The 26,148-nt window shown below is 42.0% G+C and carries 13 protein-coding genes; 7 read left to right on the top strand and 6 right to left on the bottom strand.

Features of this window, described 5'->3' with window-relative positions:
- Nucleotides 1–9 precede the first annotated feature (9 nt).
- The 4 genes from BLR37_RS18590 to BLR37_RS18575 all read left to right on the top strand — a co-directional run bounded on the left by BLR37_RS18590 (nucleotide 10) and on the right by BLR37_RS18575 (nucleotide 7,871).
- Nucleotides 10–459 carry a protein-disulfide reductase DsbD domain-containing protein gene (locus BLR37_RS18590; protein WP_090771205.1) on the top strand — a complete coding sequence of 150 codons (450 nt, stop codon included), beginning with the start codon at nucleotides 10–12 and terminating at the stop codon, nucleotides 457–459.
- A gap of 10 nt (nucleotides 460–469) precedes the next feature.
- The gene (locus BLR37_RS18585) at nucleotides 470–2,116 is read left to right on the top strand and encodes a protein-disulfide reductase DsbD family protein (RefSeq protein ID WP_090771203.1); all 1,647 of its coding nucleotides are present in this window, start codon (nucleotides 470–472) and stop codon (nucleotides 2,114–2,116) included.
- A gap of 535 nt (nucleotides 2,117–2,651) precedes the next feature.
- The gene (locus tag BLR37_RS18580) at nucleotides 2,652–5,852 is read left to right on the top strand and encodes a SusC/RagA family TonB-linked outer membrane protein (protein ID WP_208599689.1); all 3,201 of its coding nucleotides are present in this window, start codon (nucleotides 2,652–2,654) and stop codon (nucleotides 5,850–5,852) included.
- Nucleotides 5,853–5,873: 21 nt separating this feature from the next.
- Nucleotides 5,874–7,871, top strand: coding sequence for a RagB/SusD family nutrient uptake outer membrane protein (locus BLR37_RS18575; RefSeq protein WP_090771201.1), 1,998 nt, complete (start codon nucleotides 5,874–5,876; stop codon nucleotides 7,869–7,871).
- A 117-nt stretch (nucleotides 7,872–7,988) separates the two neighbouring features.
- Here BLR37_RS18575 and BLR37_RS18570 read toward each other — a convergent pair whose 3' ends face one another.
- Nucleotides 7,989–9,527: a glycosyl hydrolase family 28 protein gene (locus tag BLR37_RS18570; RefSeq protein WP_090771200.1), complete on the bottom strand. Its 1,539-nt coding sequence runs from the start codon at nucleotides 9,525–9,527 to the stop codon at nucleotides 7,989–7,991.
- A gap of 422 nt (nucleotides 9,528–9,949) precedes the next feature.
- Here BLR37_RS18570 and BLR37_RS18565 point away from each other — a divergent pair, with 422 nt between their 5' ends.
- From BLR37_RS18565 to BLR37_RS18555, 3 genes are all read left to right on the top strand, one after another.
- The gene (locus BLR37_RS18565; RefSeq protein WP_090771198.1) at nucleotides 9,950–12,919 is read left to right on the top strand and encodes a glycoside hydrolase family 2 protein; all 2,970 of its coding nucleotides are present in this window, start codon (nucleotides 9,950–9,952) and stop codon (nucleotides 12,917–12,919) included.
- A gap of 183 nt (nucleotides 12,920–13,102) precedes the next feature.
- Nucleotides 13,103–14,770, top strand: coding sequence for a GH39 family glycosyl hydrolase (locus BLR37_RS18560; protein WP_090771196.1), 1,668 nt, complete (start codon nucleotides 13,103–13,105; stop codon nucleotides 14,768–14,770).
- A gap of 120 nt (nucleotides 14,771–14,890) precedes the next feature.
- Nucleotides 14,891–16,006: a TlpA family protein disulfide reductase gene (locus BLR37_RS18555; protein WP_090771194.1), complete on the top strand. Its 1,116-nt coding sequence runs from the start codon at nucleotides 14,891–14,893 to the stop codon at nucleotides 16,004–16,006.
- A gap of 264 nt (nucleotides 16,007–16,270) precedes the next feature.
- Here the strand turns inward: BLR37_RS18555 and BLR37_RS18550 are convergent, their stop codons facing one another.
- The 5 genes from BLR37_RS18550 to BLR37_RS18530 form a co-directional block, all read right to left on the bottom strand.
- Nucleotides 16,271–18,022, bottom strand: coding sequence for a RagB/SusD family nutrient uptake outer membrane protein (locus BLR37_RS18550; RefSeq protein ID WP_167356646.1), 1,752 nt, complete (start codon nucleotides 18,020–18,022; stop codon nucleotides 16,271–16,273).
- Nucleotides 18,023–18,046: 24 nt separating this feature from the next.
- A complete protein-coding gene (locus tag BLR37_RS18545) occupies nucleotides 18,047–21,310 on the bottom strand; it encodes a SusC/RagA family TonB-linked outer membrane protein (protein ID WP_090771190.1) in 3,264 nt (1,087 codons plus the stop codon).
- A gap of 25 nt (nucleotides 21,311–21,335) precedes the next feature.
- Entirely contained in the window at nucleotides 21,336–22,760 is a 1,425-nt protein-coding gene (locus BLR37_RS18540; RefSeq protein ID WP_090771188.1) for a fasciclin domain-containing protein, read from the bottom strand.
- Nucleotides 22,761–22,823: 63 nt separating this feature from the next.
- Nucleotides 22,824–24,644, bottom strand: coding sequence for a fasciclin domain-containing protein (locus BLR37_RS18535; RefSeq protein WP_090771186.1), 1,821 nt, complete (start codon nucleotides 24,642–24,644; stop codon nucleotides 22,824–22,826).
- Between the two features lie 9 nt (nucleotides 24,645–24,653).
- Nucleotides 24,654–26,144: a RagB/SusD family nutrient uptake outer membrane protein gene (locus tag BLR37_RS18530; protein WP_090771184.1), complete on the bottom strand. Its 1,491-nt coding sequence runs from the start codon at nucleotides 26,142–26,144 to the stop codon at nucleotides 24,654–24,656.
- Between the last annotated feature and the right edge of the window lie 4 nt (nucleotides 26,145–26,148).

The following is a 26,148-nucleotide window of genomic DNA, read 5'->3' as shown; positions in this document are numbered from 1 at the left end:
AACAACCAAATGAAAAAAACCGCCTTTTTATGCTGTTTCGTTTGCTTAATCAGTTTAAGCAGTTACAGCCAGATTTTAAAACCTGTAACCTGGAGCTACGCAGCTAAAAAAACAAGCCCAACTACGGCTACTGTATTTATTAAAGCCACTATCGATCGTGGCTGGCACCTGTACTCGCAATTTGTTAAAGACGGCGGACCTGTTAAAACCACTTTTACCTTCCCTGCTGCTAAAGATTTTACTTTAATTGGCAAAACCATCGAACCTAAACCGGTTACGAAATATGAAGCCACTTTTAAAATGGATGTTAGCTATTTTGAAAACTCAGTCGTTTTTCAGCAAAAAGTTAAGTTAACCGGCAAAAATGCTGTAGTAAAAGGTAGCGTAGAGTTTATGGTTTGCGACGACAAACAGTGTTTGCCTCCAGAGCAAGTAGATTTCAGTGTTCCTGTAAAATAAGTGCAAGCAGATGATATCCTTTAAAAAAATCTCTCTCGGATTATTGCTTTTCTGTGCCATATCCTTAACCGGATATGCACAGGACAGCACGAGTACCGACGACCTGACTTTTACAGAAATTAAGCCCGAAACTACCGATACCGCAGTTAAAGCTACCGAAACAATTGGCAAAGTTGCAGATAGTTCGCCTGCAGTTGCTGCAAAAAAAGAAACCCCTGCACCCGAAGCTCAGAAAACCCTTTGGGGTATTTTTATAGCAGGTTTTGCCGGTGGATTGGCGGCCTTGCTGATGCCCTGCATTTTCCCCATGTTGCCTTTAACGGTGAGTTTTTTCACCAAAGGATCAGAAAAAGGAAAGGCTTTTGGGCGGGCAGCACTGTATGGCTTTTTCATTATTCTGATTTATGTAGTATTGGGGCTGTTGGTTACCGTAATTTTTGGTGCCGATGCATTGAACAACCTTTCTACAAACGGTATTTTTAATTTCTTTTTCTTTCTGCTGCTGGTAGTGTTCGCTGCATCGTTTTTAGGTGCTTTCGAAATTACACTGCCATCGAGCTGGGTAAATAAAATGGATGCCAACTCGGATAAAGGTGGTGTAGCCGGATTATTTTTTATGGCTGGTACACTGGCCCTGGTTTCTTTCTCTTGTACCGGCCCTATTATAGGCACATTACTGGTACAAGCGGCAACCACAGGTGCCTTGTTAGGACCAGCAATAGGCATGTTTGGTTTCTCCCTGGCTCTCGCGATTCCTTTCGCCTTATTTGCTTTGTTTCCATCGGCCATGCAAAAGCTACCCAAATCTGGTGGATGGTTAAACAGTGTAAAAGTAGTTTTAGGTTTCCTCGAACTGGCCTTTGCGCTCAAATTTTTAAGTAACGTAGATTTGGCTTACCACTGGGAATGGTTCGACCGTGAAATATTTTTAGCCTTATGGATTGTTATTTTCGGTATGATGGGCATTTACCTTCTGGGTAAGCTTAAATTTTCGCACGATAGCCCTTTAAATTTCATTTCGGTACCGCGGCTTTTCCTTGCAACTATTGTACTGGCCTTTACCGTTTATTTAATTCCAGGAATGTGGGGTGCTCCGTTACGTAGTGTTTCGGCCTTTTTGCCACCTCAGGAAACGCAGGATTTTGATTTGTACACTTCCGGTTTACTGGCTGGAAAATCAGCTGCAAATGACGGTCCGCACAAATATGCCGATAAATTTCACGCGCCTTTAAAACTCAATGCTTATTTCGATTATGAAGAAGGTTTGGCACAAGCTAAAAAGCTGAACAAGCCAGTGCTGATTGATTTTACCGGACATGCCTGTGTGAACTGCAGAAAAATGGAAGCAAACGTTTGGCCTGATCGCGATATTTTAAAAATGATTAGTGAAGATTACATCCTGATCCAATTGTATGTAGATGATAAATCGGAACTGGCACCTGCTGATGTGGTAACTACCCCAGAAGGGAAAAAGTTAAATACCATTGGCAAAAAATGGAGCGATTTACAGGCCAGAAAATTCCAGTCTAATTCGCAGCCGTTTTATGTACTGCTCGATCCGAAAACCGAGACCTTGCTGGCACAGCCACAGGGAGCAGATTACGAAGTGGCCAATTATAAAAAGTTTCTCGAAAGTGGCTTAACCGCTTTCAAATAGTAAACCGGTGGTAGAAGTTAGGAGCTACCAGCGTGATTTTAATTTTAGTTAATGATAGTAAGGGCAGTACCGGATAGTATGCCCTTATTTTTTTTACCCTTCTTCACTCTATTTGCTTCCGTCCTCAATCCTTCAGCTTTTGCAGGATGGAACAGGACAGATTAGCCAAATAAAAGCACTACCCTCGTATAACCAAGTATAATCTTTTGCAGAAATATTTCTTCAGTTACGTTAGAATACTTCTCCATTAAATATTAAACCAATATGAGCAACAAAAACAATAACTTCTGTACAACCAACACCCACACAAATACACGTCGGTATAACGCTTCTTTAAGGTAGTTCCGGCACATTTATTTGTAAAAACTTCAATACTAAATTAATAACTAACAACATTCTTCATTTACAAACCAGCGGCTAATCGGGCAAGGTTAACCAGCAGTGTTTTCTAAATAAGCTCTTGAAAACGGGTAACCTGTTTCATAAAACGCGTTATCCGGCTAAGTAACCAAATATTTATAAAACCAATTTAATTATGGATCTTAATTTTTATCCAGAAAACCAACAGCGTCAGCGAGGCCCTTCCGGCAGGAAATTCCTGATAGCGGGCATGTCGGCACTAACCTTGTTCAACATTGCTGAACCACTTAGTGCAAAAGTTAATACTTTTAACAACTCATCAATTCATCTTAATACGTCGATTGGCAAATGGGATACTACCATTAAAGGCAAAATTGTTGACGAAAAAGGCGAAACTTTAGTGGGTGTGAGTATAAAAGTAAAAGGAACCACTTTGGTAACCAGTACCGACGCTAATGGAGCTTTCTCCATTACGATCCCTTCAACGGTAAGCAATCCGGTTTTAGAGGTTTCTTACGTTGGTTACACAACACAGGAAGTAGCTGTTAACGGAAAAACTACCCTGAGCATTCAGCTAAAAAGTTCAACCAACGACCTGGACGAAATAGTAGTGGTTGGTTATAATACGGTTAAAAAAAGTGATTTAACAGGCTCAGTAGTAAGTGTTGGGGCTGAAGAAATCAGATCGAGACCAGTTGCCAATGCCTTACAGGCCATTCAAGGTAAAGCAGCCGGGGTGGATATTACCTCAAATGAGCGTCCGGGCCAATTGGGAAACATTTTAATCAGAGGGGTAAGATCGTTGAAAGCGAGTAATTCGCCTTTGTATGTTGTAGATGGGATTCCGCTACAGGCAGGTGGAATTGATGCCATTAACCCCAATGATATTGAAACCATCGACATTTTAAAAGATGCATCTGCAACCGCAATTTACGGTTCGCGTGGTGCAAATGGTGTAGTTTTGGTAACGACCAAAAGAGGTAAAACAGGGCGTTTAACCATGGATTATGTAGGAACAGCAACCATCGAAACCCTAAACGACAGGATGGAGATGATGAATTCGGCACAATATATCGAGTTTCGCCGCGATGCATTAAGAGCTTTACCTACAAGCGACAGCAGGAAATATCCGGCTGTAGCCACCCAGGCAGCGGATCGGATAGCCTTTGCCGGTGATCCTTTTGTACTCGAAAACATTGATAAAGGCTGGGTGAATGGTGTTTACGATGGTAGCCTGGTACCAACCACTGATTGGGGGGATTTAGTGACCAGAACCGGGGTTACACAAGATCACATATTGAGTCTAAGCGGTGGTACCGACAAAATAAAAGCTTATGGATCGTTTGGCTATTTGAACCAGAAGGGAACCCAGCTTGGCCAGGATTTCGAAAGGTACAGTGGTAAAGTGAGTGTTGAGCTTAATCCGGTAAAATGGTTTAAAATGGGGCTGAACTTAACTACCACTTATGGCTTGCAAAACTATGGTTTTGTTGCGGCAAGTGCTTCAGGGGCAGGCAATATATACGCGGCTGCAAGAGGCATGCTACCGATGGCAGTTCCTTACGATAAGGATGGCAACCGGATTAATTTACCTGGTGGCGATATCAACATCCAAAACCCCATTTTGGAGGCAGATTACAATATTAACCTGCGTAAAACATTCAGAACCCTGGGTTCGGTATTTGCAGAGGTAAATCTTTTAAAAGGGTTAAAATACCGGATTAATTTCGGTCCTGATTTTTCAAATTTTTACAATGGAAAGTATCAGGATGCCAAATCGGTAAATCGTGATGCAGGCATACCAGGCTCAGTTAACAATTATGCACAATTAAACCAGAGCAACAAATTTGCCTACACACTCGATCATTTAATTTACTACGATAAAACCATTGGCAAACATAATTTTGGCGCTACACTATTGCAGAGTTCTTCATCCTACAGAGATGAATCATCTTCGTTAACCGGAAGCAGAATTAATTTAATTGCGCCGCTTTGGTATGGTTTAAGGGCAGGAAGCATTACTGCCCTGGATGGATTTGACACCGATTTAAGGAAATCTACTTTGGCATCGTACATGGCCAGGGTAAACTATAGTTTCGATAACAAATATCTGTTAACTGCTTCTATGCGTTGGGACGGTGCCTCTCAACTGGCCGAAGGCAATAAGTGGGATTTTTTCCCCTCAGCAGCACTGGCCTGGCGCTTAGATCAGGAGGAGTTCCTGAAAAACATTAAATGGATCAATCAGTTAAAACTTAGGCTGGGCGTAGGTAGTACGGGTAATTCAGCTGTTGATATTGGCAGCACATTGGGTCTTTTACAACCGCTAACCTATACTTTTGGCAGTTCTGCACAAATTGGATATGTGGCATCAGATGCATCGCTTGCCAATCCCATTTCCTTTCCGAATAAACTATTAAGCTGGGAAAAAACCTTGCAATACAATTTAGGTGTGGATTTCGATTTATTTAACGGACGTATTGGCGGCTCATTGGATGTATACAAATCTAAAACCACCGATTTAATTTTACAAAAAAACATCCCAATTATCAACGGTTATCCTACTTCTTTTGATAATATCGGATCGACGAAAAACAAAGGAATCGACTTAACGCTGAATACAATTAATATAAAAACACGCGATTTTAGCTGGGAATCAACTTTAAATTTCTCGGTAAGTAAAGACGAAATTCTGGCTTTAAACGGCGGCAATATGGTACTTGACCGTTTCTTTATAGGGCAACGGAATGGTGTTGCTTACGATTATGTAAAAGAGGGCATCTGGCAGGACACACCCGAAGATAAAATCCTGATGGATAAGTTTAATGCAAACGGGGGCACTTTCAAAGTTGGAAGTATTAAAGTTAAAGATTTAAACGGCGACAATAAAATCGATCCCAATAACGACCGTCAGGTAATTGGACATTATAACCCGAGCTGGACAGGCGGATTAACCAACACATTCGGTTATAAAGGCTTTGATTTATCTGTTTTTATTGTGGCCCGTTATAATTTCCTGATTGAAACCGGCGCTGAATCGTTACAAGGACGTTTTGCACAACGTGTTCTCGATTATTGGACACCAACCAACCCAACTAACGATTATCCTGCACCTAATTATGGTAGTGCAGCTGGTGATCCGTTTAAAAGTTCGATGAACTACCAGGATGGTTCCTTTATCAAGGTAAGAAATATTTCATTAGGCTATAATTTCTCAGCAGACCTGGTTAAGAAGCTTACACTATCCAGATTGCGGATTTATGCACAGATGATTAATCCTGGTTTAATTTACTCGAAGATAAAATGGATCGACCCTGATCTGGGCGGATCTACTTTTAACAGAGGTGTGGTATTTGGCATTAACGCAAGCTTTTAACGGAGCGAAATAAAATTGATTATGAAAAAGATTATAAATTTAATATCAGCAGTAGCATTGTTGGGTAGCTTGATGATACTTCCCACTTCCTGCAAAAAAAGTTTTCTGGATGAAGAAGTGATTAACTCCCGCAACACATCCGATTTCCAAAAAACTGAAGGATTGGATGGCCTGGTTATTGGCATGTACCAAAGCTTAAAATTTCATTTCAACTATACCTGGGCCTATACCACCACCAATTACGGAGTTGATGAATTTACTGTGGGTGGCGACAGAACAGAACAAATGTGGAACTCTTACGATGGCACTTTAACACCCTTTAATTCGGATGTACAGGCCGTTTTTGACAACATGTACACCAATATAAACTCAGCCAATATTGTTATAAAAAATGTACCGCTTTACTACACCGGCGCCAATAAAAACATCCGGTTGGGAGAAGGGTATTTTATGCGTGCCTTCGATTACTTTAAACTGGTAAAACAATTTGGAGGAGTGCCCTTACAGCTCGAATCACTGGAAACCATTAAAGATGAATTTACGCGCAACTCGGCAAAGGAAGTGTATGAGCAGGTAATTCAGGATTTTACCCAGGCTTACAACCTCCTTCCGGCTACGGTTACCGAGCGGGGAAGAATTACCAAATGGGCTGCTGCGCACTTTTTAGCCAAAGCTTACCTGTTCCGCGCCAGCGAAATTAACAACGACTGGAATACCGACACCAAAACTGCTGATTTGCAAAATGCGGTTAAATATGCCGATTTGGTGATCACTAGCGGCCAACACAGTTTGGCAACCAACTTTAGCGATTTGTGGAACTTTACCACTGTGGATGGTGCAAATGAAACCAACAGGGAAGTGATTCTCGCAGCTCAGTTTTCGAATAACACTGCAACGCAGGGAAGATACGGCAATCAGGTGCACTTATATTATCCATCTATTTACCAAACCCTGCCTGGCATGATCCGCGATATTGCAGGCGGACGTGAATTTCAAAGAATGCGGTCAACCGACTATGCGCTGGATGTATTTGACCGTGTAAATGATTCAAGATTCTGGAAAAGCTTCAAAACCCGATATATTGCCAATAACGCAGCCAGCCTCCCAAAATGGGTTAAAGGCAGTGCTCCAACACCTGCGCAGGAAGGTCAGGCGAAATTTGGCGTAGGCGAGGAAGCAATTTTGTACATTGTTAACAATGCTGGCGATACCCGCTATACCCCGATAGTTGCAGGTGCCGATCCGGCTTTGCCAACTGATATTGCACGCCGTAAACCAACTATGTTTGTCAGGTATTTTGCCGGTCAGCCACAAAGCTACTTAAATACACATGGTAATTACAGTGTTGGACAATATGTGGCCTTATCCAAATTCATGGACGGCTCGAGAAACCTGGTTGCCTCACAATTTGGCCAGCGCGATGGTATCCTGGCACGTCTTGCCGAGACTTATTTAATTGCTGCTGAAGCCTACGGCCGGATGGGACAATATGCACAAGCTATCCCCTATCTGAACAGTGTACGCGATCGCGCTGCCTATAAGGAAGGAGAAGACCGCTCTGCATACATAGATGGTGGGGTTGCCTATAAAACCAACCCTGCCGTAACCACCACCGCGGTTTCGTATTCTGATAAAAACACTTATTTCGAATCGAATAATATACCCGTTACTACGGTGAACACTTTAAGTTCGATGCATTTAAACAGTGAAGCTGATATTTTTAATTCCACAAGAGACTTTTATGATAAAGTGGGAGCAAGTTCTAATGCAGATAAATTTACTGCTTTTATTCTGGATGAACGCTCAAGGGAGTTAATAGGAGAGCTAATGCGATGGGAAGACCTGGCGCGCACTAAAACACTCGTAGCCCGTACAGCTGCATTTAATCTGGAGGCTAAACCCATAGAAAGCAAACATTATCTGCGACCAATACCGCAAAGTTTCCTGGATGTATTAAAGATTAATGGAGAAGCATTATCACCTGCGCAAAAACAGGCTATGCAAAATCCAGGTTGGTAAGTTGATAAATTTCAGAACTTAACCTACAAACAAGCTAATCGTAAATGGGGTTTAACCGAAACAAGATATTTCGGTTAAACCCCATTTTTATGTTGGACAAACTGCAAAAAAATTGAATTATTTGGCCTGGTGCTGTACATTCTCGCTATCCTGAACCACATATTTGGGTGTAGTGCCATTATCGATAATCATACCTTTAAATTTCACATTTAGCGCATCATTTACCTTTATTTCTGCACTGGCTGGAAGTTTAACCCCATCAAACACCACGTTTTTAAGTTTATGCCCTTCAGCTTTAAAACCATTGATATTGATTACGGGCTCTTTTGTTGGCGCTTTGGAAAGATCGATGTTGCGGAATACAAAATTTTCGAAAACAGGAGGCTCAGGTGCTGCAGCCCCATCGTTATTGTAGTTTACTGCTGAGAAAATGGTTATTTTAAGTAACTGGCAATCGGCAACAGTTACATTTTTAACGTAGCCACCCCGATCTTTAGTGCCCTTAATCTGCATACCATGCAACAAGGCTCCCGCGGTACAATCCTGCACCAAGACATCGCTCACCCCGCCCGACATTTCGCTGCCGATAGAGATACCATGTCCTCTGGTAAACACACAATTGCTGATGTTTACATTTCGGGTAGGCTTTCCGATGGTATATCCTTCCGGGTTTTTACCCGATTTAATGGCGATACAATCATCACCTGTTGAAAAAGTGCAGTTAAAAATATAGCTATCATCAGATGAATCGGGATCTAAGCCATCACCATTACGCGCGGTACTGCTAATGTTTAAATCATGGCAGCTTATCCCCTTGCTGTAAATGTAATGAATCGTCCAACAGGGCGAATCTTTTATCGTTAATCCTTGAATTTCCACGTCTTTGCAGTTCATCAGGCAAATTAAACGTCCGCGGCTTCTTATACCATTTTGATCGATCATGGCCTTACCCAAAGCCCCCCCACCCCCGCTAATGGTACCCTCGCCTTTTATAGCCAGCTGCTCTACAGCAAAACCACCTTTGTTGTTCATTACCCCCGCATTAAGTAAACTGGCATAAGTTTTCATTTCCCAACCTTCAAAACGATTGTTAATAAACGGCATATAATCAGCCGTATCGCCGCTACCTTTCAATACACCATCTTTAGCAATTTCAAGGGTCATGTTACTTTTCAAAAACAATGCCCCGCTTACAAATATTCCTTTGGGGATGCGTACAGTACCGCCTTTAGGACAGGCATCAATTGCTTTTTGAATGCTTACCGTATTTACAGTTGTACCATCGCCTTTTGCTCCAAATTCGGTTACTGTTAAAATTTTCCCGCTGGCTTTAGTCGTAAATTTTAATGTTGTACTGCCGGCAGATAATTCTCCCAGTTTGTTTTCGGCTTTAATGCTGCAAGTATAGGTCTTTAAAGGGCTTAGGTTTTTTAAGGTATAATTCGTTTTTGCCGAAATGCCAATCTCTTTGCCATTTAAGATAACGTGATAGCGAACCACATCCGAATATACTTCCGGTTTATTCCAAACCAATGTGGCCGAATTAGCAGAGATAGTTCCTGGTGCCACAAGCGGACTGATCGGCGCCCCAACTTTAGCCAAAGACTGCAGACAAAAAATAATTAAAAATGCGGAGATGATTAATGAGCTTCTCATAATTTAATCAGGTTAATGGCATAATTTACAAGCTATGCATCTAAAATAATTTGGTTAGACCATGCGCTAAACAGGATAATATCATCAAGTTAAAGCGGCCGGTGGATAAACGAAATTATCTTATTCTGCCAGATAAATCATCCTGTAGTGTCCTGCATCAAAAACCGGAAGCACATCACTAATTACGCACTTTGCATTAACAAAACCGGTAACGTTTTTAATACCTTTTTTGCAGGATAGCACAGGATGGATCGCTGGATTTTATATGTTAATATCGTATTATCTTTTAACCAAATATTTCAGACCATTTATTATTACAAAGCTGCAGATATATAATCTGTAAATCTGTGGCAGAAAACAAAACCGAATGTAAGGTCAATTATTTGATACCACCATTCAGCTTAGCCGTAACCTAATTAAAAATGAGCCAAAAAAAATTATTTGTCCTTATTGTTTCTACCCTGTTTTGCCTGCAAGCCTTTGCGCAACAAAATACACCGATTAGAACAAGTTACAATTTTAACCCCGGATGGAAGCTTTACGTTGGCGATACAACCGCTGCCGAATCTGTTGAATTTAACGATCAAAACTGGAAATCAATTACGCTTCCCCATGCCTGGAATGAGGATGAGGCCTTTAAAAAATCAATCGAGGAGCTCTCAACAGGCATTGCCTGGTACCGCAAACATTTTAAGCTGCCTAAAAACAGTCAGAGCCAGAAAATATTTCTCGAATTTGAAGGCATCAGACAGGCTGGTGAGTTTTACCTGAACGGCAAATTTATAGGCCGGCACGAAAACGGGGTAATGGCTTTCGGCTTTGATATCAGCAATTTAATTGATCCGGAAAAAGAAAACGTAATTGCCGTTAAAATTGATAACGCCTGGAACTACAAAGAAAAAGCCACCAACTCGGGCTACCAATGGAACGACAGGAACTTTAACGCCAACTATGGCGGTATTTCGAAAAATGTAAAACTGCATGTTGCCGGCAAAGTTTATCAAACCCTTCCGCTTTATACCACGCTGCAAACTACCGGCAATTACATTTATGCCAAAGATTTCAATATCGATCAAAAATCGGCCAACATCGTTTCCCAATCAGAAGTTAAAAATGAAAGCAGCGAGGCCAGTACCATCACTTACGAGGTAGTATTAAAAGATGCTGAAGGGAAAACGCTTAAAACCTTTGCAGCAGCTCCGCAAAGTGTTGCCCCCGGCGAAACCAAAATATTAAAGGCCGAATCGGTAGTCAGTGGACTTCATTTCTGGAGCTGGGGCTACGGCTATTTGTACACCGTTACTTCGCGTTTAAAAGTAAATGGAAATGTGGTTGACGAGCTGAATACGCAAACCGGCTTTAGAAAAGCGGAATTTAAAAATGGAATGGTTTATTTAAACGACCGTGTATTGATGATGAAAGGTTACGCGCAACGCAGCAGTAACGAGTGGCCTGCAATTGGTTTATCCGTACCGGCCTGGCTAAGCGATTACAGCAATCAACTGATGGTAAAAAGTAATGCCAACCTGGTTCGCTGGATGCACATTACTCCCTGGAAACAGGATATCGAATCGTGCGACCGTGTAGGTCTGATTCAGGCTATGCCTGCAGGCGACTCGGAAAAAGATGTAACGGGCACACGCTGGGACCAAAGAAAAGCCGTGATGCGCGACGCCATTATTTATAACCGCAACAATCCCAGCATCTTGTTTTACGAATGCGGTAACGAATCAATCAGTGCCGAACACATGAAAGAAATGAAAGCTATTCGTGATACCTACGACCCTTATGGTAACCGTGCCATCGGATCGCGGGAAATGCTCGATATACCGGAAGCGGAATACGGTGGAGAAATGCTTTACATCAATAAAAGTGCAACCAAACCACTCTGGTCGATGGAGTACTCGCGAGATGAAGCGCTGCGCAAGTACTGGGACGAATTTTCGCCACCCTATCATAAAAATGGAGCAGGTCCGCAGTACAAAGGTGCCGATGCCAGTGATTATAACCGCAATATGGACAGCCATGCCATTGAAGATGTAATCCGCTGGAACGAATATTACCAGGAAAGGCCGGGTACCGGAACCCGAGTAAGCTCTGGCGGGGTAAATATCATATTTTCTGACTCGAATACCCACCACAGGGGCGAAGAAAATTACAGGCGCAGTGGTGAGGTAGATGCTATGCGCATACCCAAAGATGGCTTTTTTGCACACAAAGTAATGTGGGATGGCTGGGTAGATGCCAATAAAGAAGGTATCTATATTATGGGTCACTGGAATTACCAAAAAGGAATTAAAAAGAACATCTACGTGGTGAGTGCAGGCGATAAAGTAGAGTTGATCCTCAACAACAAATCGCTGGGTTTTGGCCAGAAAAGTGATGGATTCCTATTCACTTTTAACCAAATTGCTTATAAGGAAGGCATCTTAAAAGCCGTATCTTATACCTCCACTGGTAAAAAACTGGCAGAAACCCAGTTAAAAACCAGCGGAGCACCGGCCTCACTGAAACTTACGACAATGAAAAATCCTGCTGGCTTTAAAGCCGACGGAGCCGATGTAGCGCTGGTGCAGGTAGAAGTAGTAGATCAAAATGGCAACAGGTGCCCGACAGCCTTAAACACCATTAATTTCGAACTAAGTGGTCCGGCTGAATGGCGTGGCGGATTGGCACAAGGTCCTGACAATTACATTTTATCGAAAATTTTACCCGTTGAAGGCGGCGTAAACCGGGTGTTAATCCGTTCGCTAACGCAGGCAGGTCAAATTACCCTGAATGCCAAAGCTGATGGCTTAAAACCTGCTTCAATTGGCTTGGCTACAATACCTGTACAGGTAGCAGATGGTTTATCTAAAAGCTTTCCGGCCGATGGACTAAAATCTAACCTGAGTAAAGGTGAAACACCGAAAGGTGCTTCATTTACAGCACAGCGTAAAAGCATTAAAATTATTTCGGCAGAAGCTGGTGCCAACAATGATAAAGCCCAATTGAGCTATGACGACAATGAGCTGAGCGACTGGGTTAACGATGGAAAAATGAATACTGCCTGGATTAAATATACGCTCGAAAAAGCAAGTACAGTAAGCCAGGTTGCTTTAAAATTAAATGGTTTCCGGTCTAAAACCTATCCGCTACGCATCAGTGTTGATGGTAAAGAGGTGTTTAACGGCGAAAGCAAAACCAGTTTGGGTTATTTTACCGCTACCTGCAAACCCACCAAGGGAAAAACCGTAACCATACAATTGCTGGGCTCTGGCAAAGAAAAAGAAAATGCGGTGGTTGGTGTAGAAATGAACGGCAAAAAACTGGATGATGGGGTAAGCCGCGCAGAAATCAAGCAGAAAGGTGGTTTAAGTATTATTGAAGCTGAAGTTTACGAGCAGCCTTAGGCTGCGTTATACTTCCGAAGTTTAACAGATCCAGTGGCCTGGCAAAACTTCGGAAGTTTTATTCTACCTGGTTGGTGGGCCACCAACCAAGGGGTAACAAGAACGAGTCGGAGACTCTTTTCCATTAATAGTCCGTAGAGCCCTTCGGAACTCTACGGACAGATTTAAAATAAAAAACTTAACATGAAAATATTAAAAAATAGCTATCTCCTGCTCTTTAGCTTGATTGCTTTTACACACCTAACGCAGGCTCAATCAAAAGCTGCTATTGAAGTAAATTTCGACCAGAATATTGCTCCAATGAAACCTATCTGGGCCTGGTTTGGTTACGATGAGCCCAATTACACCTACATGAAAGATGGCCAAAAATTGCTTACCGAAATTTCGAAACTCAGTCCGGTACCGGTTTATGTGAGGGCACATAACTTACTTACTTCTGGCGATGGTACGCCGGCACTGAAATGGGGCTCAACCAATGCCTACACCGAAGATGCAAAAGGCAATCCGGTATATAATTGGAAAATTGTTGACCAGATTTTCGATACTTATGTAAAACGTGGTATGAAACCGCTTGCGCAAATTGGTTTTATGCCCGAGGCCTTATCAACCCACCCTATTCCGTACCAGCACCAATGGAAACCCGGGGCAAAATACAGTGTAATTGAAACCGGATGGGCCTACCCACCCAAAGACTATCAGAAATGGGGTAACCTGGTTTACGAATGGGTAAAACACTGCGTAGCCCGTTACGGTAAAGCCGAAGTAGAAAGCTGGTACTGGGAGGTTTGGAACGAGCCGGATGGCGCCTACTGGAAAGGCACGCAGGCAGAGTTTTTTAAACTTTATGATTATGCGGCCGATGGATTGAAACGTGCCCTGCCAACTGCCAGAATAGGCGGTGCAAATGTTACCGGAGGAGCTGCTAAATACCTCGATGCCTTTATTAAGCATTGCTTAAGTGATACCAATTATGTGAGCGGAAAAATCGGCTCGCCTTTGGATGCGGTTCTTTTTCATGCAAAAGGCTCGCCACGGATAGTAAACGGTACGGTAGTGATGGATATCAGAGCGCAACTGCGCAATATGGAATCGAACTTTAAGGTAATTACCAAATACCCGCAACTTAAAAACATCCCGGTTATTATCGGCGAATCGGACCCTGAGGGCTGTGCAGCCTGTGGCATGGCTACCAATCCCGAAAATGCCTACCGCAATGGCACCATGTACTCAAGTTATACTGCAGCATCTTTTGCCCGCCTGTACGCACTTACAGATCTCTATCAGGTTAACCTCCTAGGTGCCGTAACCTGGTCGTTCGAATTTGAAAACCAACCCTGGTTTGCAGGTTTTAGAGATTTGGCCACCAATGGAGTAGATAAACCAGTGCTCAATGTTTTCAGGATGTTTGGCATGATGAAAGGCAACCGGGTGGAGGCAAAAAGTAACCGCATGTATGCCCTGAGACCTGTACTCGATTCGAGCATCAGAAAGCCACAAACCGATATTGGTGCACTGGCTGCCAAAGCAGACCAATCGGCTACGGTATTGGTGTGGAATTACCACGACGAAGACAAAACAGGCACTGCCGATTCGGTAAGGGTTACACTCAACAATTTACCAGTTAAAACAGTTACCCTGACCGAATACCGCATAGATGCGAATAACAGCAATGCTTACGAAGTCTGGAAAAAAATGGGTTCTCCACAAAATCCCGACTCAAAACAGATTGCAACATTGGAGAAAGCCGGTCAGCTTAAAATGGTTGGGAAACCAACTAAACGAAGCAATTTAAAGGAGATAGGGATTTTATTACCCAGACAAGGAGTTTCGCTTTTGAAGCTGGATTGGTAAATAGAAACCTCGTAGGTTTTTCAAACCTGCGAGGTTTTTTCATCAGGTCGCGATTACAAATCGCGACCAACTATATATTCAATATCTCTATTTTTTTCGGAGAATGATTATCTTCAAAGTATGAAAAAAATCATCTTAAGTGCTATATTATCTATATCATGTGTTTTAGCATTTAGCCAATACAAGTTTACTGTTAATATACAAACTAAAACTTTATCAGGCAAAAAGATCCACCTCAACTATTTTGATAATAAAACCAGTTTTATTCCGCTGAAAACAGATACAATTATTCTAAAAAACGGAAATAATGTTATCCGTGGAGAGATAAAACAGCCCAGTAACTTTGCTGCTTTTGTAGTTAGGCATAAAGGAAAAGTTATCGATGAAAATTTCGTTCTCGATTCTGGCGTAAATAATATAAATCTCGATCTATCTTATGAAGGATCTAAATCGCTTAAATTTCATTCGGATGCAAAAGGTAATTTAATATTAAAGGATATAAATAGCTTATTTTTAGAAATAGCTAACCGCAAAAAAGCGCTTTCAGCTAAAGGCTATGTAAAAATGACAGAGGAGCTTAATAGCGAAATAAACGAAGCATTATTAACGCGCTTAGAAGCCTATCCCAATGACTTTAGCAGCCTAATAAATTTATATCGTATCAGTTATTCTGATCACTCCCCATATGCAGCTAGAAAATATCTTGCAACTTTAGCAAAACTTAGTGATGAACTCAAAAATTCCGTATTAGGAAAACAAATATATAGCGAGGCTACAAATCTTATTAAAAACAAAATAGCTGCCAGCGTTGGGAATGAGGTAAAAGCATTTACAATAACAGATTTAGATAACAATCTATTTAGTAACAGCTCATTTAAAGGACAGCCTTATATGATTGTGTTTTCCGCTACATGGTGTGGCCCTTGTCAGCTACAATTACCTAAGTTGAAAAAAATTTATGAAACCTATAAAGAACAAGGTTTGAGAGTTGTTTATTTCAACGATGATGACGATGTAATTAAATGGCGGGATCATGTTAAGAAAAATAACCTTACCTGGATAAATGTTTCAGAAAAGCTCAAGCCAAGCATGAGTAAAATCCCAAAGTCGTTTGGGGTATTTGCGATACCAACATGTCTTATAGTTAACAAAAAAGGAACTATTGTTTATAATTCTGATCAATCAGACCCGGAGATTTACAACATAGAGAAATACGTCAAGCAAGTGATCAATTGATGAAAAATTGTTATTTCACTTTTAAAATCTACACTATAACATAAAACACCGATTTTCAGAATTTTAAACTTAAAGAATAAAGTGTTCCCGCAGATTTTAAAAACCTGCAAAGTTTCTTCATCAGGTCGCGATTATAAATCACGACCAACTACAAAACATAATCGTCATACTGAAATTGTTTTAGCACCTCACCCACCAGGTTCTATCAAGACCTCGCAGGTTTCAAAAACCTGCGAGGTCTGATTATAAATCGTAACCAACAAGTTATTTCCCCCAATCGAAAGGCAGATACCAGTTGGCTGGTGTCATCAGTTTCGATCTGGTTGCGCTTGCATTCGGGTCACCCGCTTTTAACAATTTCTGATAAACGCGCTCGGCCAGGAAAGCCGGATTGTTTTGCCTGCGGGCAACGCGTACCAAATCCGGCCAGCGGTTACCTTCAAAAGCCAGTTCCAAAGCGTCTTCGTCAATCAATTTGCCTTCTAAGCCTAACATATCTGTCTGGTAACTTACATCAATGGCCCTTACACCAGCCCGGTTTCTGATGCCGGTATTGCGATACCAGGGCGATTTATAATCTGAATTGCTTCTGGCATCAAAATAATAAGGCGATGTGGTTGGATAAGGAGTTTGCATGGTATTGATCTCTGCAGTAGAAACCGGAGATTTTGCACCGCTTACATAAGTACCTGTATAATAAGTATCCTGAATACCAATATTCATAAATGCCCAGCCCAGTTTCCCTTGTCCGTCGCGGTTTGCAGCTTCAGCAAAACGCAAGTGCAATAAACCGGCGCGGTATATCCCCCATTTCCCACCTTTGTTAAAACTGCTTAAAGCCGTGTTATTATCAGTAAGCTTGGTTATTACAGGCCCGGCAACCGAATTTTCGTACGATAATTTTCCACGGGCATCATAAGGGATACCGCTGTATTGCCTTTGCGCATTCCAATTATCAATGGCTACCTGAGAAGGTTTAATTAAATATTTACCATATAACGAAGAGCAAACCTCAACCATGGGATTACCCGGTTTATAGCTTGGATTGTATGGAATACCCCAGAAAAACTCCGAGTTCCAGGTTATATTATTGGTGGGCTGTATAAACATATTACGCCATCCACCATCCGTAATTAATGAGCCTTCATCCTGCCCTCTGGCGTAACGCACAGTTAAATCGTTATACGCCGAGCTGAGATAACCCACTACCTTATATACATCAAACTGGATGTTGATATTGGTATTGTTGTTTTCTACATTCATAATTTTGGCGTAGTTTTCGGCTGCCTTTAAATAATTGCCCTTCCACAAATACAAATCGCCCAATACAAAAGGTTTACAGATGAATATTTTCTGGGTATTCTGCCCATCAATACCTACGATAAGCGCGTTTCCGGCAGGATAAGCATACACCTCCTTATAAGGCAGTTTTTCGGTAAAATCAATCAGCCGGGTTAGCAAATCATCGAATGAAATACGGGGATATAAACTTAAATTTTTAACATCTTCTACATTTTCTACCGGATCGGTGATATAAGGAACGCTGCCATACTGTGCACCCAGCTGTAAATAAATCCAGCTGCGTAAAGCGCCTAAATCAGCATAATGTTTATTGTAATCGTCAACACTCATTTTATGGTTGGCCACCATAATATTGAAATTTTTAAGTGCATCGTTAATATTCAATATCACGGCATAATATGGCCTAGGATCTACATACGGGTTATCTTTCGTAGTGGTATGGTTGGATAGCTGCTTTAAATAAGCATCGGCATTACCGGTTACATCTACCAAATCGGCCCGTACTTCATTTTGCAAAATATAGAGCTTTTCTAACCCTAAAAACTGACCATATATACCAATTACCGCGGCATCAGCATCAGAAGTATTCTGATAGGCATTGGTAATATCGAGTTTATCTTCGGGTACCTCATCGGTAATTTTTTTGCACGACCATGAACCTGTTGCAAGCAGGGCTACTGCTAAAAGTGTAATAACTTTTTTATTAAAATCCATCTTCATCTTTTTATACATAATCAATTATAAACCAATTCTAACACCCAATTGAAACGACCTGAACTGTGGTTCGAGCGTGGTATCTACACCTTGTGTAAAAATGCTGCCAGTTGCGCTGAGTTCTGGATCGTAACCCAAATAATTGGTCAGCGTAAATACATTATTGGCTGTTGCATATAGCCTGGCGTATTTAATTGACCTGCCTTTAAGTGGTACATTGTAGGTTAAATTTACAGTGCGCAAACGCAGGTAAGAGCCGTCTTCGATCCAGCGATCAGAGAATTGTGCATTGCCCATCGGATCACCGTAGCTGGCTTTGGGTACATTGGTTACCTGACCTTCGCCACGCCAGCGGTTACGCATAATATCGGTTTGGTTGTAATAGCTGTTTCCCGATTCGAGTACTGAACGGGTATAGTTGTAAATATCGTTACCCGTTACAAAGGTGAATAACACATCCAGACTCCAGTTTTTGTAGCTGAAAGTATTGTTAATGCTACCGTAAAGATCGGGGTTCGGGTTACCGATTACTACGCGGTCTGCATCGTTGATAATTTTATCGCCATTGGTATCAATAAATTTAGTGTCGCCACCGGTAAATGGCACCAATACGCCCGCACTGTTGCGGATTGACAGGCCTGCAGCAGTTGCTTCGGCAGTTGAGGCATATACACCATTGGTACGCTGACCATAAAATAAATTAGCTGTTTGACCAACCCGCGTTAAATAGGTACCGTTGGCATAATTGGTTAAAATATCGGTACCACCAGGTAAGCTGTTTACTTTGTTTTTGTAAGTACCCAGGTTTACGCCGATATCCCATTTAAAGGTTTTATTTAAAATACGGCCGTTTAAGCCAAAATCCAACCCGGAAGTACGCATACCCGCCTGATTATCGATATATGAATTAATACCCCCTATGGCAGGAACGGGTACATAGGCCAGCATTTTGTTGGTGGTATGGATGTAATAATCGAGACTAAAGCTTAAACGCTCATTAAAAAATGAGGCATCAAGCCCGGTATTGAATTTGGCTATACTTTCCCACTGGATACCCGGATTGGCAATGTTTCCCCTAACCACGCCCTGTAGGCCTAAAAGATTCTGAGAAATGTAATATTGCCTGTTGTTGTAATTACCAATATCATCGTTGCCCACAAGGCCATAGCTCATCCTGAATTTCAATAAATCGATGTATTTATAATTGTGCATAAAGCTTTCTGAAGAGATTAACCAGGCACCACTTACAGCAGGCAGAATGGCCGATTTATTACCCAGAATATCTAAGCCGTAACCACCAATGTAACGTACCGAAGAGGAAATATCCCTGCGACCAAACCTCGACGACTGATCTACAGCCGCATTAAGGCTCAGGTAATACTTATCCTTGTAATTGTAATCGGCAGTTAAATAGCTGTTTAAATTGCTCCATTTGCCAATATCACCACCAAAATAGCGTAGTGCGGCATTACTGTTGCCAATACTGATCAGTACATCGGTTGCCGAGTTGTAGCCAATGGCATAATCCTGCTCACTTTTGGCCGAAGTATAGCGCGTGCCCAAAGCTGCATGTAAGGTATGGCCTTTGCCAAACCTGCGGTCGAAACTTAAATGCAGGTCGTCGAAAACACTGAAATAACGGATTACCTGTGTGCCGAGTTTACTGTCGCCGATGGTAGTTGGCAAAACTTCGTTGGTTACCCCTTTTCGCGGGATAAATAAAGTTTCTTGTGTTTTATCGTAAGTTACCCCGGTTAGGTTAGAAAGTTTAAAAGTTTTGTTAAAGGCGTAATCAAAGTTTATGTTACCAAAAAAGCGGTAGGCTTTTTTCTGATTCAGACCTTTTTCAATCAATGCACGAGGGTTACTTACGCCAAGGGTATCGGCATCAGCCAGGTTGGGCGAAACTGCCCCTGCTGAACTGATTTCATTCACGGCGAGAAACGGTGCCTTAACCAGCGAAAGAAATACGGGGTTAGAATTGGGCGATAAACCCTGATCTTTTAACCGTTGCTCGGTGTAGGTAAAGGATAAATTGGTATTACCGGTGAGCTTTTTGGTTAAATTGAGATCACTGTTAAAACGCATTGAATATTTATTGTTGCTGGTAGAATCGATTACCCCCTTATCGGCAGAGTATCCTGCAGAAAGTGCATATTTGGCAATGTTATCACCACCACTAACCTTTAAGAAATAGCTCTGATCGATACTGGTTTTAAAAACCTGATCCTGCCAGTTGGTATTTTGATGGTACATTGGATAGTTGGCGTTGTTTGCCGGGTTTGGATCATCGTTCATGTAAGGTTTTGCAGCAATGGCACTGGCACTTAAGCCCTGACTTTTCAGCACATCAGAAAGGTAGCTTCGAAAATCGTCCACCCCCATTACATTGATGTTTTTAGGCTTTAAATTCACCCCGGTGTAAGCCGAAAAATCAATTAGTGTAGCCAAATCTTTGGCATGGCTGGTGGTAATCAGCATTACCCCGTTTGCAGCCTTAGTGCCATAAACCGCAGCTGCAGAGGCATCTTTAATTAAGGTAATGTTTTCGATATCGCGCACATCGATAAACTGCAAAGGATTATTGCGGTGCCCGGTGGTAAGCGAGGTACCATACGAATTGGCATCGTAAGGCATGCCATCAACCACATATAAAGGCTGGTTGGTAGCATACAGTGAGGTAAAACCGCGCACAAATACATCGGCACCAATGCCTGGCGTGCCCGATCGCCTGATGGCATTAACACCAGCCATGCGGCCCTGCAGGTAACTATCGGGCGTCTCTGAATTCACTGCCCAGCCCCCTTGCGGGTTTAAATAGCTTAAAGCAGCCGATGAGCGTGCCAGGTTCTGGGTACTTGCCGGCAGGGTTACTTCGGTAAACAAAGAATTGTAATTGCTGGGATAAATTTTAATGGTTGCCAGTTTCCCTTTGTGTACCGGTAACAGTTTGGTGTGGTAATTGGTAAAACTAACCAGCAAAGTTGCATTATAATCGGGCACAATAATGGTAAACTTTCCGTTATTATCGGTTAAGGCTCCCGAAAAATCGGTAACCGTAAGCTTAACTCCGTTTATAGGCTTATTGGTATAGCCATCTACCACAACACCTGTTATTTTCTGGCCAACCAGTTTTTTTTGTTTCACCTTAACCGTAGTGGTATCGGTACTGTACTGGGCCGAATCTTTAGTGCTGGTATCGGTTTGCTGTGCAAATGCTACAGTCGACAGCATGAGCCCAAACAATACAAGCGAAATTCCTTTTTTTATGATGGTAAAATTATGCATAGTCTTTTTTTGAATCAGATTACGGTTAAGGAAGAATAGGTTCAAAGCGCAGGTAATCTAAAATGAGTGTATTCTGGTCTTTAGTAGCGGTATTGGCCGACATTAAGCGGAGTTGTAAGGTTCCGAATTGTTGCGGCGTATAATCGCCCAGATACACTTCTGCGTAATTTAACGGGGTAACGGTTTGGGTAGCAAATAAATCGTACACCAAAGTGGTTGGGTTATACATAAAATAACGCTGTGTAAAATTAGCCACCTGGGCATCGCCCTGTGCACCCGATATGGCACGGGCATAAACCTTGTACTTAACCAGCGCTACCGATGCCAGATAATTGATATAATATTCGGCAACACCGTGGTTATACACTTCAATATCTTTATAGGCAATGCCTTTATCATCCAGTTTTAAACGGTACAGGGTATTGCCCGATCTATCAGACCGGAAACCAAAAGGCAGCTCGCCTTCTATTTTAAAGGTTGGCACCTTATCTTTCGTGCGAAAAGGTAAAGCATTCACAACATACACAATCCCGTTACTGGCGCGGTACGATTTTACGATAGCCGATTTGTTAACCGGAATTTTTACGCCGCGGGTTGAAAGCAGTGTATCGGGCAGTTTATCTAAAGTGTATAAGCCTTTAGCTACTAAATCGCGTACCAATACAAAAGAACTACCGTTAGGATAAAAAGGCTCTAAACGGTTGCGTTCGGAAGTATAAGTCGCATCCTGCAACATAAAAAAGGTATACTGCTGGCTTTCTGTCCTTAAATCGGCTACACTGTTCCAGTAAAAGTTTCTGGAAACCATGGGTGGATTGGGTGCAAATATGGGGTTACCTAATGAGTTGTAACCAATAATTGTGGCATTAGCCGTATCGATTACCTGTGTAGATAAATTGGCAATGAAAGTACTTTGAAGTGGTGCATCGGTACTGGCCAGCATAAAATCCCAGACATTTAACTTGGTGGGTACCGGTTTATCGATAACATACAAAGCGCCGTTCTTTACGAAGGCCGGATTGCCTACAACGGCTGCTTCTTCGAAAGTTGGCCCTACCATGGTGGCGTATTTTTTATTTTGAAGCAATACTTTAACGGTATCTGTTACTCTTTTTGGCGCAGGGGTAGCAGTTAAACCAATGTGGTTGGCTACAAAATCTTTCAATTTAACCGGATCGCTTACAATGGCGGCATCGAGTGTAGCCAGGGCATCGTTGGTAGGTGCCCAAACGGTATAGGTTTGCGATGAAGTTAACAGTTTATCGTAGCCTGTACTCCTTACATATTCGGTAAACTTGCTTAAGTTAGCCTGCGCTGCTATTTTCTGAAACAGATCGGTACTAAAATCAACGTTTACAATTTCGTTATGCTCATCCACGGCATTTTTACAACCGTTTAACCCGATAACTGCGGCTAACAGGAACAGGATGTGGAATATATTTTTTTTCATTTAAAAGTTTTTAATGGTAATGACAAATTGTTTTGCCAGGCCTGGTTACCTGGCAAAATTTTGCTAAGGTTTAGGAAACTGATAGCCTTGTGTTGAAAAACGTGGATAGTTTTGATCCGCATCTACGGGGATGAAATGAATCATATCCAGCCAGGTAAAGCTGTTAGAGCCCAAACCGGTGCTAATTACCGTTAACCTGATCCAGTGCCTGTCTGTTGTTCCGATATCAACGGTACCAGCCAGCCTGCCCACATTCAAATCCCAACCGGTGGTGTTAATTTGCAATCCGCCTTTAACGGTTGTACCATTTACCACTACACTTTCTGCAGTAGTGGCCATGTAGCGTTTAAAGCCATTGGTTAACATTAACGGATCAGCAGAAGCCAAAGCTGCGGTACTACTGGTAACACCCGATGACCCCAGTGATTGTCTGAAATCGACGATATTCGGTAAAACCTGTTCTCCTGCCCTGCCCACATCTACACCAACCTGATAGGCACAGGCACTGCTGTTTGAAGCATAACAAATCCACACCTTGTATTTACCTTTAACCAGCATTGGGGTTTTTAATTCAATCCACTGTGCCCTGGCCGTGTTGGTTCCCATTGATAGGTTAAGCATATCGTTGGCATTGTATTTACGGGTGCTGCCCGGCACAATTACATAGTCGTAATTTTCAGGTGTTGTGGTTTTTGATGGATTGTTAAAAATCAATCCGCTTAAAACGCTGGCTCCGTTGGCAATTAAGGGTATTGTTGCAGCTGCAGTACCTCTCCATTTCGGGTTAGCCCTTAATTCAGGCTGATCGCATACATCGAAATAAACCGGAATCTGCAGGCGTACTTTAATGGTAAAAGGCTTTTTTGCTTCATGCAACACGCCATTAGCCGTTGTAACATCGCTGTAAGTCCTGTTAATTTCTACACCGGGTTCTACTACGCCGTTGTACTCATCTTCGTTTAATAAAATTTTCTGACCGGCAAATTTGGTGGTGATAATTTCTTTTGGTGCCAGTGTGTAAATAGCCGGACTGGTAATAATATCTGGCGTATAACTTGGTCCGGTTGAAACGTGATAAGCCATGTACAACCACAAACTATCGGCATGGCTTTTCGGATCGCCCGTTTTGGAATAGCGCGCTTTAAATGCAGCGTAATTGGCATAACCTGCTGCAACCAGGGCCGAATCAGACTCGAGAATAACGGTCTGAAATCTGCGCGTAGTATCTTTAACCGCAGCTTGCGCAACATTTAAAGAATCGTAAAAACCTGTTTCTTTTAAGGCCTGGGTAAAATATTTATAGCGACCACTGGCTTCGATCATGGCGGCGGATGTTAGCGTAACCGGAATAAGCACATGATCAATTACGTGAATAATACCATTACCCACCCTTACATTGGATTGGGTTATTTTGGCCAGCTTATTTACGATATAGTTACTTTCGCCGCCTTCATTTCTAATTCCGGTTTGCAAATACTGACCGTAAAGTGTAATCTGCGCCAGTTTACCATCGGTAAATTTGTTGGTTGCCACAGTATCGGCCAGTAAGTGGATTTTCACAATATCTTTGGCTTCTTCGACTGTTAAATCGGAAACCGAATTTTTACCCCTGGTTTTTAACCAGGCTGTTACCGCATCGTTGGTTGGGGTAAACAGGGTATATTTTCCGTAAGCGCCCAAAAAGCCTGCAGTACCTGATTGCTCCACAATCTGTTTCATCAGTGAGAATTTGGCCGGAAATTTATCCAGATAGCCGGTAATGTTTACATCATCATTAGTTGTTTGTGTATAAGATTCTCTTTTACACGCACCGATAAGCGCAATACTGAAAGCAAAAACAATTGCTCCTACGATGAGACTGCGAACATTGAAATTATTTTTCATGATGCTTAATTATTTAGTGTAAAATGGATTTTGAACTAATTTTGAATCTGCAAAAAGTTCAGTATCGTTTATTGGCAGATAGTGACTGTTAACATCTTTAAATTTGGTCATGGCAGATTGTTGTACCGCTGATGATACTGTTCTGGAAACCATATCCAATAAGATGTTAATCCTTCTGTAATTATCGCGTTTTGACATTCTGAGCACATCGTACCAGCGTTTTCCTTCAAAAGCAAACTCACGTGCACGTTCTTCGAGTATAAAATCGCAAATACCATCAGGATCGCTGGTGTTTAACGAAGGAAGTGTTACGGTACCTACATTGCGTTTGTTAACAATGGCATTTAAAATATCAATCGCTTCCTGCTCTCTACCTGGTGTTAAGGCCATGGCTTCTGCTTCCATCATCAGTACATCGGTAATGCGATAGGCCTGCCAGTTTACATACGAAGGGTTTTCTGTACCATATTTAATGATGTTCGAATCTGAGCCCCTGAAAAAAGTTCCATCGCCACGGATATCGTAATTCCGTGCCGGATCTATCGGATCGGGTACAAAAAGATCGGTTAAAAGATAGGGAGAGGCTACAAAGCGCCTTCTTGACTGAATAAGCAGATTATAAAAAATATTACTTACTGCTCCGGTTGTTTGCTGGTTATTAAATTCGAATATGGTTTCGGTAGAACTGCCATTGTAAAACACGTTGTTGTACCAGCTTGCACCAGCATTTTGCATGGCAAATTTTTGCGAGCTGATTATTTTAGTACATTCGGCAATACAGGCACTGTAATTATCCATCCATAAATACACATCGGCCAGCAAGGCATTAACCCCGAATTTGGTTATCCTGCCTTTATCCGAAACCGTATTGCCATAAGTACTTACAGCACCTGCTTCGGCTTTTTTCAAATCGGCTACAATCTGGTTTAAAATAACGGCTGCCGTTGATTTGGGTAATTCTTCTAAATCGGTATCTTTTGATGAAGAAGTTAGTTTTAAAGGCACATCGCGGTAATTGCGAACCAGGTAAAAATACATCATGCTCCTGAGCGCCAATGCTTCGCTCAGGTAGGCATTTAATTGCACATCAGTAAGCGTAGGATCGGTTTCTTTTACGCCAGGTGCAAAATCCAATACGGTATTACAGTAATTAATGGTGCGGTAAAAGGCATCCCATTTGATGGTGGTATTGCTAGAAACCAGGTTATTATCGAAAATATCTTTTTCTTCAGGGGAGCTCCCCGGCCCTAACGAAATCATATCGGCACGCATTTCGCCATACATAAACAGATACTCTGTTAAGGCCTTATCGTTAACGCCCGGAGGCGGGGCCAGCAAAGAGGTATAGCAACCGGCCACTGCCGCCTGAATATCTTCTTTGGTTTTCCAGAAGCCTTGTCGGGTAATCCCATCTCTGGGTTGTAAATCCAACCACTTTTTACATGAGCTGCTCATGATCAGCATCATAATTATGCCTGTGCTGTATATTATCTTTTTCATTTTA

The sequence above is a fragment of the Pedobacter soli genome (assembly GCF_900101435.1).
GTDB classification, from domain to species: domain Bacteria; phylum Bacteroidota; class Bacteroidia; order Sphingobacteriales; family Sphingobacteriaceae; genus Pedobacter; species Pedobacter soli.
This window is presented reverse-complemented; position numbering and strand designations above follow the sequence as displayed.

Excerpts from the sequence above, each read along its gene's own strand:
- BLR37_RS18590 (WP_090771205.1), top strand. The coding sequence starts at position 10 with ATGAAAAAAACCGCCTTTTTATGCTGTTTCGTTTGCTTAATCAGTTTA.
- BLR37_RS18585 (WP_090771203.1), top strand. The coding sequence starts at position 470 with ATGATATCCTTTAAAAAAATCTCTCTCGGATTATTGCTTTTCTGTGCC.
- BLR37_RS18580 (WP_208599689.1), top strand. The coding sequence starts at position 2,652 with ATGGATCTTAATTTTTATCCAGAAAACCAACAGCGTCAGCGAGGCCCT.
- BLR37_RS18575 (WP_090771201.1), top strand. The coding sequence starts at position 5,874 with ATGAAAAAGATTATAAATTTAATATCAGCAGTAGCATTGTTGGGTAGC.
- BLR37_RS18570 (WP_090771200.1), bottom strand. The coding sequence starts at position 9,527 with ATGAGAAGCTCATTAATCATCTCCGCATTTTTAATTATTTTTTGTCTG.
- BLR37_RS18565 (WP_090771198.1), top strand. The coding sequence starts at position 9,950 with ATGAGCCAAAAAAAATTATTTGTCCTTATTGTTTCTACCCTGTTTTGC.
- BLR37_RS18560 (WP_090771196.1), top strand. The coding sequence starts at position 13,103 with ATGAAAATATTAAAAAATAGCTATCTCCTGCTCTTTAGCTTGATTGCT.
- BLR37_RS18555 (WP_090771194.1), top strand. The coding sequence starts at position 14,891 with ATGAAAAAAATCATCTTAAGTGCTATATTATCTATATCATGTGTTTTA.
- BLR37_RS18550 (WP_167356646.1), bottom strand. The coding sequence starts at position 18,022 with ATGGATTTTAATAAAAAAGTTATTACACTTTTAGCAGTAGCCCTGCTT.
- BLR37_RS18545 (WP_090771190.1), bottom strand. The coding sequence starts at position 21,310 with ATGCATAATTTTACCATCATAAAAAAAGGAATTTCGCTTGTATTGTTT.
- BLR37_RS18540 (WP_090771188.1), bottom strand. The coding sequence starts at position 22,760 with ATGAAAAAAAATATATTCCACATCCTGTTCCTGTTAGCCGCAGTTATC.
- BLR37_RS18535 (WP_090771186.1), bottom strand. The coding sequence starts at position 24,644 with ATGAAAAATAATTTCAATGTTCGCAGTCTCATCGTAGGAGCAATTGTT.
- BLR37_RS18530 (WP_090771184.1), bottom strand. The coding sequence starts at position 26,144 with ATGAAAAAGATAATATACAGCACAGGCATAATTATGATGCTGATCATG.